Raw genomic sequence first — 12,042 nt, 5'->3', positions numbered from 1 at the left:
GTCCGCGCGCGGGTGCCGGTGGCCTCGGCCACCGCCTGCGCCGGCGTCCTCGACGCCCTTCGCGGGCTGGGCCCGGTCTCCGCGTGGTCGGTGACCGGATCGGAGCCGCTCCGCGTGCCGGAGCCGGGGGAGGACGGGAGGTGTCCCGGGATGGCCAATCTGGCCTTCCTGCGTCGCCCCGGGCGGCTGGACCGCGACGAATGGCTGCGCGTCTGGCTCGAGGAGCACACGCCGGTGGCGATCGAGACGCAGTCCACCACCGCCTACACCCAGCACGTGGTGGTCCGCGCACTGACCGGGGACGCGCCGGAGATCGCGGGGATCGTCGAGGAGGTGTTCCCGATCGAGGCGGCCGGGGACCTCGGGGTGTTCTTCGACTCCCGGGGCAGCGATGAGAGGATGAGCCACAACATCAAGGCCATGACCGCCTCGACGGCCCGGTTCCTCGACGACGGCACGGTCGACGCGATCCCCACGGGACGGTACGTGATGCGTATCCGGAGCCCGCACGTGTGACAATGGGGGCATCGCCCGGTCGGACCGCACCCCGCCACGCCCGGGCCCGCCTCCAGGAGTGATCGAGATTCCCAACTTCGCAGAGACGACGTTCACCGATCCCGCCAGGATCAGGAACTTCTGCATCATCGCCCACATCGACCACGGCAAGTCGACGCTCGCCGACCGCATGCTGCAACTCACCGGCGTGGTCGAGGAGCGGCTCATGCGCGCCCAGTACCTCGACCGGATGGACATCGAGCGCGAACGCGGCATCACCATCAAGGCGCAGAACGTCCGCCTGCCGTGGGTGCCGCGGTCCGGCCCCCACCAGGGCGAGGAGATCGTCCTGCACATGATCGACACCCCGGGCCACGTGGACTTCACCTACGAGGTCTCCCGCGCCCTCGAGGCGTGCGAGGGGGCGATCCTGCTGGTCGACGCCGCGCAGGGCATCGAGGCCCAGACGCTGGCCAACCTCTACCTGGCCATGGAGAACGACCTCGAGATCATCCCGGTGCTCAACAAGATCGACCTCCCGGCCGCGGACCCGGACCGGTTCGCCGAGGAGATCTCCCACATCGTGGGGTGCGAGCCGGACGACGTCCTGCGGGTCTCCGGCAAGACGGGCATGGGCGTCGAGGAACTGCTGGACAGGGTGTGCGAGCGGATCCCGGCGCCCGTGGGCGACCCGGACGCCCCGGCCCGCGCGATGATCTTCGACTCGGTCTACGACACCTACCGCGGCGTGGTCACCTACGTCCGGGTGTTCGACGGCTCGCTCAACCCGCGCGAGAAAGTCAGGATGATGTCGACGGGGTCGACGCACGAGGCGCTCGAGGTCGGGATCATCTCGCCGGAGCCCAAAGCGACGAAGGGGCTCGGGCCCGGCGAGGTCGGTTATCTCATCACCGGCGTCAAGGACGTCCGCCAGTCCAAGGTCGGCGACACCATCACCAGCGCCCGCGGCGGGGCGGAGGAGCCGCTCGCGGGGTACGCCGAGCCCAACCCCATGGTGTTCTCCGGGCTCTACCCGATCGACGGGTCCGACTACCCGGTCCTGCGCGACGCCCTGGACAAGCTCCAGCTCAACGACGCCTCGCTGGACTACGAGCCGGAGACCTCGGTCGCGCTCGGCTTCGGCTTCCGCTGCGGATTCCTGGGTCTGCTGCACATGGAGATCACCCGGGACCGGTTGGAGCGGGAGTTCAACCTGGACCTCATCTCCACCGCCCCGAACGTGGTGTACCGCGTGGTCGCCGAGGACGGGAGCGAGCACCAGGTCACCAACCCGTCGTACTGGCCCGAGGGCAAGCACCGCGAGATCTTCGAGCCAATCGTCAAGTGCACGATCATCGTTCCCAGCGAGTTCGTGGGCACCGTCATGGAACTGTGCCAGTCCAAGCGCGGCGAGATGAAGGGCATGGACTACCTGTCCGAGACCCGCGTCGAGCTGCGCTACGTCATGCCGATGGGCGAGATCATCTTCGACTTCTTCGACTCGCTCAAATCCCGCACCAAGGGCTACGCGTCGATGGACTACGAGGAGGCCGGTGAGCAGGCGTCCGATCTGGTCAAGGTCGACATCCTGCTGCAGGGCGAGGCCGTGGACGCGTTCAGCGCGATCGTGCACCGCGACTACGCCCAGGCCTACGGCAACAAGATGACGGGCAAGCTCAAGGAGCTCATCCCGCGTCAGCAGTACGAGGTGCCCATCCAGGCGGCGATCGGCGCGAAGATCATCTCCCGCGAGAACATCCGCGCCATCCGCAAGGACGTGCTGTCCAAGTGCTACGGCGGCGACATCAGCCGCAAGCGCAAGCTGCTCGAGAAGCAGAAGGAGGGCAAGAAGCGCATGAAGTCGATCGGCCGCGTGGACGTGCCCCAGGAGGCCTTCGTGGCAGCGCTGTCCGCGGAGTCGAGCGCGGACAAGAAGTAGCGGCCGTCGGCTCCGCGTGGGCTCACGCCCAGTGCCTCGCTCTGTGCCGCCGCACGGCGGACCGGTTGGTGCAGCGGGTCGAGCAGTACCGCTTGCGCCCGTTGCGGGTGGTGTCGGCGAAGACGTCCGAGCAGTCGTCGGCCGCGCATCTGGCCAGCCGGTCGATGCCCCGTGAGGTCAGGTGGAGTGCGGTCCCCACCGAGAACATGGCGGTGAGGAGCCGCGCGAACGAGACGTCGTCCGCGCGGTAGTGGACGTGCCAGTGGCCGTCGTGGTCGGTCAGTCGCGGCGGCGCCGAGTGGTCGGCGAGCAGGGCGTTGAGGGCGTCGGCCCGCCCGCGGGGGTCGGTGGTGTCGACGACGACGAGCCAGTCGTCGAGAAACGTCAGCACCTCCTCGAGGTCCTCGTCACACGCCCCCCGGTCGATGGTCACCCCCGATTCGCGGCAGCGGTCCACCAGTTCGCGGGTGGTGCGGGGGCGGCGGTTCGCCAGGTCGGCGGCGAGGGTCACCGGATCGGCCCCGTAAGGGTTGATATACACAAACCGATTACAGCACAGTGATCGGTATGCCTCAGTCATTCGCGGGTCTGGCCGCGTCCCCGGCGGTGGGGGTCTCGGTGTGGGTCCTGGCCGCGCTCGTGCTGGCCGCGTTCGTCGCAGGCTGGGTCGACTCGGTGGTCGGCGGGGGAGGACTCATCCAGCTCCCGGCGCTGGTGCTCGGACTGCCCGCGGATGCCTCGACCCCGGAGATCCTCGGGACCAACAAACTCTCCTCGGTCGCCGGGACGCTGGTCGCCTCCCTGACCTACCTGCGCCGGATCCGGGTGCCGATCGGGATGGTGCTCCCGCTGGTGGTCGCGGCCTTCGCCGGGTCGGCCGCCGGCTCGTCGGTCGCCAGGTTCATCGCGAGGGACCTGCTCACGCCGGTCGTCCTGGTGGCCGTCATCGTGGTGGGCGCCTACACGTGGTTCCGGCCCACCATGGGTCGCACCCACGAGAACCGGTACACCGGGTGGGCGCGCATCTGGCGATCGGCGCTGATCGGTCTGCTGATCGGGTTCTACGACGGGGTCCTGGGTCCGGGGACCGGGTCGTTCTTCGTGATCGCGATCGTCGCGTTCCTGGGCTTCGGCTTCCTGCAGGGGACCGTGGCGGCCAAGCTCGCCAACCTCACCACCAACATCGCCTCGATCCTGGTGTTCGGCATCCACGGCGAGGTGCTGTGGCTCATCGGTGGCTGTATGGCGGTGGCCAACCTCACCGGGGGGTTCATCGGCGCGCGGATGGCGATGCGACACGGCAACGAGTTCATCCGGGTGGTGTTCCTCGTGGTCATCGGCATCCTGGCGGTCAAGTTGGCGTGGGACACGGTGGCCCAGTGGACGTGAGGCGTCCCGCGGAGCCGACGTAGACTCGCCCCCATGACCCTCCCGAGCCCCGAACCCGGCCGCCACCCGCTGCTCGACGAGTCACCGTTGCCGTACGGGTTGCCCGACTTCGCGGCGATCGACGAGGCGGAACTGGAGCCGGCCATCCGGACGGCGATCGACGACCACGCGGCCGAGGTCGCGGCGATCGTGGCCAACCCGGAACCGCCGTCCGTCGCCAACACGGTCATCGCCCTCGAGCGGTCGGGCCGGGCGCTCCACCGGGTCCTGTCGGTGTTCTACGGGCTCCTCGGTCCGGATGCGACCCCCGCCCGGCTCGACGTGGACCGGGTGGTCTCGCCGCTCCTGGCCGCCCACGGCTCGGCCGTCATGACCGATCAGGGCCTCCACGCGCGGGTCGACGCCGTCCACTCGGCGTTGGAGTTGGGGGAGCTGGAGGTCGACGACGAGACCGCGCGGCTGATCCGTCGGCATCACCGTGACCTCCTCCGGGCGGGTGCGGGACTCGACGAGGCGGGCCGCGAGCGGCTGACGGCGATCGACACCCGGTTGGCCGAACTGACCACGGCGTTCGGGGAGAACCTGCTCGCCTCCACCGCCGAGCTCGCCGTCCCCGTGACCGACGAGGCGGAGCTGGCCGGGCTGCCCGCGTCCATGCGCTCATCGCTCGCCGCCGCGGCCGCGGAGGCGGGACGCGAGGGTTGGCTCATCCCGCTGGGACTGCCCACGGTGCAGCCGATCTCCGCGTGGCTGGACCATCAGGGTCTGCGGCGGCGGGTCATGGAGGCCTCGCTGCGACGGGGTTCGACCCCGGAGCACGACAACTCCCCGATCGTCCTGGAGATCGTCCGGCTCCGCGCCGAGCGCGCGCACCTGTTGGGGCTGGGCTCCCACGCCGAGCACGTACTCGCCGTGGAGACGGCCGGGTCGCCCGATGCGGCACGAGGTCTGCTGCTCGACGTGGTCGACGCCGCCGTCACCAATGCCCGCAACGAGGCCAAGGACCTGCTCGGCGGGGAGGACCGCGAGTTGAACCCGGCCGACTGGGCCTGGGAGTCCGAGCGGCTGCGCGCCGACCGCTTCCAGGTGGACGACGCACGCGTCCGGCCGTACTTCGAGCTCGAGCGCGTGCTGCGCGACGCGGTCATGCACTCGGCCTCCGAGCTCTACGGCCTGCGCTTCGCCGAGCGGACGGACCTGCGCGGATTCCTCCCGGACGTCCGGGTGATCGAGGTCTTCGACGACCAGCGGGACCAGCCCGACGCCGGGATCGGTCTGCTGCTCCTCGACTACTACGCACGTCCGACCAAGCGGGGCGGGGCCTGGATGAGTTCGTTCCGCGACCAGTCCCGGCTCCTGGATTCGCGTCCCGTCGTCGTCAACGTCATGAACCTGTCCCGCCCCGCGGCGGGTGAGCCGACGCTGCTCACCATGGACGAGGTCACGACGATGTTCCACGAGTTCGGGCACGCCCTCCACGGCCTGCTCTCGGACGTGGAGTACCCGGTGTTCTCCGGGACCTCGGTGCCGCGCGACTTCGTCGAGTTCCCCTCACAGGTCAACGAGATGTGGGCGCGCCGGCCGGAGATGCTCGCGCGATACGCCCGGCACGTGGAGACGGGGGAGCCGATCGCCGAGGATCTGGTCGCGCGGATGCGGGAGGCCGAACGCTTCGGTGAGGGGCAGGCCACCGTCGAGTACCTCGCCGCCGCCCTACTGGACCTGGCCTGGCACTCGCTGACCCTCGAGGAGGCCGAGGCGGTGACGGATGTCGACGAGTTCGAGGCCAGGGTGCTCGCCGAGGCGGGACTCGACGTCCCCGGCGTCGAGCCCAGGTACCGGTCGCGGTACTTCCAGCACATCTTCGCCGGCGGGTACTCGGCGGCCTACTACTCCTACTTCTGGGCCGAGGTGCTCGACGCGGACGCCGCCGAGTGGTTCGCCGAACGTGGGGGACTGAAGCGGTCCTCGGGGGACGCGATGCGCCGTGAGGTCCTGTCCCGCGGCGGGGCGATCGACTTCCTCGACGCCTACCGGGCGATGCGCGGTGCGGACCCGAGTCCCTCGGCGCTGCTGCGCCGCCGGGGCCTGGACAGTTCGGTGGTGGGCGGCCGCGAGGTCGCCACCGCCGGCCGGTCGTAGGATCGATCCGTGACGGCATTCCTCGAGTTCTGGGACAGGGTCGAGCTCTGGCTCGCCACCCTGCCGTTCCCCCTGCAGGTGTTCATCATGCTCGCCGCCGGAGTCCCGCTGTTCTTCCTGGTCGCGGTGGTCGTCGAGCGGGTGGCCGATGTGCTCGTGCACCGGTTCCGGGGGCTCGTCGCCGCCGGGGACCCCGAGACCGGGAAGGAGGTCCTGTAGATGCCCCGGTCGCGTGTGACTCTCGCCCTGATCCTGCTGATCGCGCTCGTCGTGATCGCGTGGCTCATCCTCGACGTCTGGTGAGGACGGGCCGTCCGCGGAACCGACTCTGCGGGACGGACTCCGGACGTACACTCCCTCCATGCAGCGCCTGAGTGGACTTGACGCCAGCTTCCTCTACTTCGAGACCAGGGCCCAGCTCCTGCACGTGTGCGGGTTGATCGTCCTCGACGGGTCCGAGATGAACGGCGGCTACTCGTTCGACGCGCTGCGCGCGGAACTCGCCCGCCGGGTCACCGGGATGCCGGGTTTCCGGCGCAAGTTGCACGACTCACTGCTGAACATCGACCACCCGGTGTGGGTCGAGGCCGAGGACTTCAACATCGACCACCACCTCCACCGGGTCGGCCTGCCGGAACCGGGTGGTGACGAGGTCCTTGCCGAGTTGTGCGGTCACCTGGCCAGCCAGCCGATAGACCGATCGATGCCGCTGTGGCAGATGTACGTCATCGAGGGGCTGCCCGACGGACGGTTCGCGGTGTTCGCCAAGATGCACCACTCGACCGTCGACGGCGTCACGGGCGCCAACATGATGTCCCAGCTGTGCTCGCTCACCCCGGAGGATCCGTCCCTCGACCAGGAACTGGTGCAGGAGACCGCCGGAGGCTCGGGAGCCCTCGAACTGGCCGTCGGCGGGGCGTTGTCCCGGCTGGCCACCCCGTGGCGTCTGGCCTCGCTGTTGCCGGGGACACTGGGTGTCCTTCCCTCGTGGATCAACAGGGCCCGCAAGGGTCTCGCCATGCCGGCACCATTCACCGCCCCGCGCACCCCGTTTAACCGCACCATCACCGGGCACCGGTCCATCTCCTACGCCAGTGTGGACCTGGACCAGGTCAAGCGGATCAAGAACGCCTTCGGCACCACCGTCAACGACGTCGTGCTGGCCCTCTGCTCGACCGCCCTGCGCAACTACCTCGACGACCTGGACGAGTTGCCGTCGAAGCCCCTCATCGCGATGGTCCCGATGTCGGTGCACGCCGCGGAGTCACGCCCCGGCACCAACCGGGTGTCGGGCATGTTCATGTCGCTGGCCACGGACATCGACGACCCGGTCGAGCGTCTGGAGTCGATCCGGGACGCCAACACCGTCGCCAAGGACCACACCGACGCGCTCGACGCCAATCTCCTGACCGACTGGGCGCAGTTCGCGGCGCCGTCCGTCTTCGGTTCCGCGGTCCGGATGTACTCGCGCCTGAGGCTCTCCGAGCGCCACCCGGTGGTGCACAACCTCATCATCTCCAACGTGCCCGGTCCGAACATCCCGCTGTACTTCCTCGGGGCCAGGGTCACGAAGATGCTTCCGATGGGGCCGGTGTTCCACGGCGCCGGCCTCAACTGCACGGTGATGTCGCTCGACGGAGAGCTGCACTTCGGGTTCATCGCGTGCAAGGACCTCGTTCCCGACCCCTGGCCCATGGCCCACGCGGTGAGCGAGGCCATGGAGGAACTCGTCGAGGCCGCCGAGAAGCGCGAGGCGAGCGGGACCCCCACGGCGGAGCGGATGTCCGCCGCCGAGTTGGCGCAGTTGCGGAAGGACCTGAAGAAGGCGGGCCGTCAGTCGTCCGCGAGCAAGGACGGGGCCGCCACGAACGCCTCCGACCGACAGCGCCCGGCGAAGAAGGCCCCGGCGAAGAAGTCGACCGCGAAGACGTCGACCGCGGAGAAGACGACCGCGAAGAAGGCCCCGGCGAAAAAGGCTCCAGCGAAGAAGGCTCCCGCGAAGAAGACCTCGGCCACCACCAAGACGACAGCCGCCAGGAAGTCGACCGCCCACAGGAAGACGTCCACCGCGACCAAGCCGACCGCCGAGAAGACCACGGGCCGGACCGCCCCCGCCTCGACATCGGCTAATGAGAAGTCGGCCTCCAGGACCGCCGCCGCGAGGAAGACCTCGGCCCGGAAGACGTCCGACAAGCCCACGGGTTCCAAGCCCGTCACCCCCGTCGAGCGCACGGCCAACCCGTCATCCGGCACTGTGGGCTCCGTGCCCAGACCAGACAACTCTTCCGCGTCCGAACCGGCGACCGGTACCGCCACGGGGCCCGACGCCGCCGCACCGACCTACAGCGCCCCGGCCGCCACCGTTCCGGACGAGGGGCCCGCGACCTCCGAGTCGGGGGGCGGTGAGACCGGTGGCGACCGCGTGACCGGTCAGGCGTGACGACCGGGGCCCACGATCCGGCTGGTCTCGCTCTCTCCCCGCCGCCGCGCGACCCGCGGGCGCCGTTCGGGATCTACCTCCACGTCCCGTTCTGTGCGTCCCGCTGTGGCTACTGCGATTTCAACACGTACACGGCCGGGGAACTCGGGTCCGCCACCTCGCCCGCCGACTGGGAACGGGCGGCCGCACTGGAGATCGAGCGGGCGGCGTCGGTGCTGGCCGGGTCGGGCACCCCGCCGAAGGTCGACACCGTCTTCGTCGGCGGCGGAACCCCGTCGCTGGTGGGTGCGGACGTTCTGGTGGGGATGCTCGATCGGATCCGGTCGACGTTCGGGCTCGCGCCCGGAGCCGAGGTGACCACCGAGAGCAATCCCGAATCCACCTCCCCGGAGTTCTTCGGACGACTGCGCGAGGGCGGATACACGCGGATCTCGCTGGGGATGCAGTCCACCGCGGCGCACGTCCTGCGCGTCCTGGACCGCGCCCACACCCCCGGTCGCCCGCAGGAGGCGGTCGCCGAGGCCGCCCGAGCCGGGTTCGACCACGTCAACCTGGACGTGATCTACGGGACGCCGGGGGAGACCGACGACGACCTCGCCCGCACCCTCGACGCCGTGGTCGACGCAGGGGTGGACCACGTGTCCGCCTACTCGCTCATCGTCGAGGACGGCACCGCCCTGGCCCGGAGAATCCGTCGGGGAGAACTGCCCGGGACCGTCGACGACGTGCTGGCCGACCGCTACGAACAGGTGGCGGAGCGACTGTCGCGCTCGGGGTTCCACTGGTACGAGGTCTCCAACTTCGCGACCGACGAGTCGGGTTACTGCCGTCACAACATGGGGTACTGGCGCGGCGGTGACTGGTGGGGGATCGGACCCGGGGCGCACTCCCACGTCGCCGGAGCCCGGTGGTGGAACCTGCGCCATCCTGCGCGCTACGCCGCGGCGTGGGACGCCGGGGACCTCCCGGTCGAGGGCGGGGAGCGACTGCACGACGACGACCGTCACCTCGAGCGGATCATGACCGGCCTCCGGCTGGCCGAAGGGCTCCCCGACGGGGCGTTCACGGCGCAGGAGAGGGAACGTGCGGACCTCCAGGTGTCGGCGGGTCTGCTACGGCGGCGGCCCGCCGACGGGCCCGACGGTCCCGGGTACGCGTTGACGGAGTCGGGCAGGTTGCTGGCGGACGGTGTCGTGCGCGACGTCCTCCTGTAGAGCCGCTGGCCTAGAATCGTCTGTACGCAGGGCGCGAGGAGGGGGATCCATGTCGAGCACGGCCGATCGTAGGACCGAGGTCTTGCGCGCGATCGTCTCCGACTACATCGCCTCGCACGAGCCGGTCGGCTCCAAGACGCTGGTCGACCGCCATTCCCTGGGGGTCTCCAGTGCGACGATCCGCAACGACATGGCCGTCCTCGAGGCGGAGGGCTTCATCGTCCAGCCCCACACCAGTTCCGGACGGATCCCCACGGAGAAGGGCTACCGCCACTTCGTCGACTCGATCGAGGAGATAACCCCCCTCTCGCGCGCCCAGCGGAAGGCCATCCAGGCGTTTCTCGAGGGTGCCGTCGACCTGGACGACGTCCTCCGGCGGGCCGTGCGGTTGCTCTCCCAGCTCACCCGCCAGGTCGCCGTCGTCCAGTACCCGGTCCTGGGCCGCTCCACCGTGCGCCACCTGGAGGTGGTGAGCCTGGCCCCCACCCGTCTGTTGCTGGTGCTGATCACCGACACCGGCAGGGTGGACCAGCGGACCGTCGAACTCGCGGCCCCGCTGACGGACGACCATCTGGCCGAGCTCCGGTCCCTCCTCTCGGAGGCGGTCGCGGACAAGCGGCTCAGCGAGGCCTCCGAGGCCCTGGCGGCCACGCCTGACCGCGCTCGTCCGGACCACCGCGATGCGGCGGAACGGTGCGTGACGGTGCTGGTGGAGACATTGGTGGAGCAGCCCGACGACCGAATCGTCCTGGGCGGCACCGCCAACCTCACGCGCAGCGCAGCCGACTTCGACGGGTCCCTCAGGTCGGTCCTCGAGGCCCTGGAGGAGCAGGTCGTGATCCTCCGGCTGCTCTCGGCGGCGCAGTCCGTGGGGATGGGAGGGCCCGGAGGGGTCACCGTCCAGATCGGGGAGGAGACCCGGGCGGCGGAGATCCGCGGCGCGTCGGTGGTGTCCTCCGTGTACGGTTCCGAGCGCCAGATGCTCGGCGGGATGGGGGTGCTCGGGCCCACGAGGATGGACTACCCGGGAACAATCGCCTCGGTCGCCGCTGTTGCCCACTACGTGGGCGAGATCCTGTCCGGGCACTGACGCCCGTAGCCTCACCCGGGACCAGTTCTTCCATTGAGTTCATTTGACGAAAGGCGACACGTGTCACGCGACTACTACGGGACCCTCGGGGTCGATCGGGGTGCCTCGGAGTCCGAGATCAAGCGCGCCTACCGCAAGCTCGCCCGCGAGTTGCACCCCGATGTCAACCCGTCGGACGAGGCGCGTGAGCGGTTCACGGAGATCACCGCGATGTACGAGGTCCTCACCGACCCCGAGAAGCGTCGTGTCGTGGACATGGGCGGCGATCCCCTCGACTCGTCGCCCGGCGGCGGATACGGCGGCGGTTTCGCTGGCGGTGGCTTCGGCGCCGGCGGCGGTCTCGGCGACGTGTTCGAGGCGTTCTTCGGTGGCGGCGGGGGCGGCGGCGGACGCGGCCCCCGGAGCCGCGTGCAGCCGGGTTCGGACGCGCTGATCCGCGTGAACCTGACCCTGGCGGAGTGCGCGACCGGCGTCACCAAGGAGATCCAGGTCGACACGGCGGTGCTGTGTGAGACCTGCCACGGCAAGGGCTCGGCGAGCGACGCGCCGCCCGCGAAGTGCGGCATGTGTCAGGGGCAGGGTGAGATCCAGTCGGTCCAGCGCTCCCTGTTGGGCAACATCATGACCAGCCGCCCGTGCCCCACCTGTGCCGGCACCGGCGAGATCATCACCGATCCCTGTGGTGACTGCACCGGCCAGGGCCGCGTCCGCAAGCGCCGCACCGTCTCGGCCAAGATCCCGGCCGGCGTCGGCGGCGGGATGCGGATCCGGCTGTCCGGACAGGGTGAGGTCGGCCCCGGCGGTGGTCCCGCCGGAGACCTCTACATCGAGGTCAACGAGCGCACCCACCCGGTGTTCGTCCGGGACGGCGAGGACCTGCACTGCACGGTCCGCGTCCCGGTCGTGGACGCCATCCTCGGGGGCAGGGTGGACCTGGAGACGGTGGTGGGTGACGACCTCGAGATCGACATCCCGGCCGGCATCCAACCGGGCCACACGGTCACGCTGTCCGGCCGCGGGATGCCGCGTGTCCGCGGCGGCGGTGCCGGTGACCTCACGGTGCACATGGAGGTGGTGATCCCCGACAAGCTCGACCGCAAGCGGCGGGACCTGGTGGAGCAACTCCGCCGTCTCGGCGGCGACTCGGCAGAGATCGTCAACGAGGACACCGCCCGCCGGGGCGGGTTGTTCTCGCGTCTGCGCGACGCGGTCGCGGGTCACTGAGCCGGTGACCCCGCCCCTGTTCCGGGTCGACGCGGTCCCCGCCGTCGGCGAGACGGCCGTCCTCGACGGCGCCGAGGGCCGGCACGCCGGCTCGGCCCTGCGGGTGCGG

The 12,042-nt window shown here is 70.2% G+C and carries 9 protein-coding genes and 1 pseudogene; 9 read left to right on the top strand and 1 reads right to left on the bottom strand.

The genetic code is table 11. The features are described from left to right. Both G6028_RS09000 and lepA read left to right on the top strand, forming a co-directional pair. Positions 1–516 (top strand): EthD domain-containing protein (locus tag G6028_RS09000; protein WP_182645851.1); only part of this gene is annotated, 516 nt, incomplete at its 5' end. 58 nt (positions 517–574) lie between these two features. Next, entirely contained in the window at positions 575–2,434 is a 1,860-nt protein-coding gene (gene lepA, locus G6028_RS08995) for a translation elongation factor 4 (RefSeq protein WP_182658680.1), read from the top strand. A 22-nt stretch (positions 2,435–2,456) separates the two neighbouring features. Here lepA and G6028_RS08990 read toward each other — a convergent pair whose 3' ends face one another. Then, complete coding sequence (locus G6028_RS08990) at positions 2,457–2,975, bottom strand: CGNR zinc finger domain-containing protein (RefSeq protein WP_182658679.1); 519 nt, start codon at positions 2,973–2,975, stop codon at positions 2,457–2,459. 26 nt (positions 2,976–3,001) lie between these two features. On the opposite strand from G6028_RS08990, the gene G6028_RS08985 reads away from it, so the two are divergent. The 7 genes and pseudogenes from G6028_RS08985 to dnaJ all read left to right on the top strand — a co-directional run bounded on the left by G6028_RS08985 (position 3,002) and on the right by dnaJ (position 11,933). Continuing rightward, entirely contained in the window at positions 3,002–3,823 is an 822-nt protein-coding gene (locus tag G6028_RS08985; protein ID WP_182658678.1) for a TSUP family transporter, read from the top strand. A gap of 33 nt (positions 3,824–3,856) precedes the next feature. After that, entirely contained in the window at positions 3,857–5,965 is a 2,109-nt protein-coding gene (locus G6028_RS08980; RefSeq protein ID WP_182658677.1) for a M3 family metallopeptidase, read from the top strand. Between the two features lie 9 nt (positions 5,966–5,974). Next, positions 5,975–6,184, top strand: a complete 210-nt coding sequence (locus G6028_RS08975; RefSeq protein WP_179524959.1) for a hypothetical protein — start codon at positions 5,975–5,977, stop codon at positions 6,182–6,184. Between the two features lie 142 nt (positions 6,185–6,326). Continuing rightward, positions 6,327–7,715: pseudogene (locus G6028_RS08970) on the top strand (WS/DGAT/MGAT family O-acyltransferase); the annotation flags it as partial. 686 nt (positions 7,716–8,401) lie between these two features. Continuing rightward, positions 8,402–9,619 carry a radical SAM family heme chaperone HemW gene (gene hemW, locus G6028_RS08965; RefSeq protein ID WP_182658675.1) on the top strand — a complete coding sequence of 406 codons (1,218 nt, stop codon included), beginning with the start codon at positions 8,402–8,404 and terminating at the stop codon, positions 9,617–9,619. Between the two features lie 49 nt (positions 9,620–9,668). Continuing rightward, a complete protein-coding gene (hrcA, locus tag G6028_RS08960; RefSeq protein WP_179524962.1) occupies positions 9,669–10,709 on the top strand; it encodes a heat-inducible transcriptional repressor HrcA in 1,041 nt (346 codons plus the stop codon). 60 nt (positions 10,710–10,769) lie between these two features. Continuing rightward, on the top strand, positions 10,770–11,933 hold the full coding sequence (dnaJ, locus tag G6028_RS08955; RefSeq protein WP_179524963.1) for a molecular chaperone DnaJ: 1,164 nt from the start codon (positions 10,770–10,772) through the stop codon (positions 11,931–11,933). The last annotated feature ends 109 nt before the right edge of the window (positions 11,934–12,042 follow it).

It is taken from the genome of Dietzia cercidiphylli (assembly GCF_014145145.1).
GTDB classification, from domain to species: Bacteria; Actinomycetota; Actinomycetes; order Mycobacteriales; family Mycobacteriaceae; genus Dietzia; species Dietzia natronolimnaea.
This window is presented reverse-complemented; position numbering and strand designations above follow the sequence as displayed.

Excerpts from the sequence above, each read along its gene's own strand:
- hrcA (WP_179524962.1), top strand. The coding sequence starts at position 9,669 with ATGTCGAGCACGGCCGATCGTAGGACCGAGGTCTTGCGCGCGATCGTC.
- G6028_RS08985 (WP_182658678.1), top strand. The coding sequence starts at position 3,002 with ATGCCTCAGTCATTCGCGGGTCTGGCCGCGTCCCCGGCGGTGGGGGTC.
- G6028_RS08980 (WP_182658677.1), top strand. The coding sequence starts at position 3,857 with ATGACCCTCCCGAGCCCCGAACCCGGCCGCCACCCGCTGCTCGACGAG.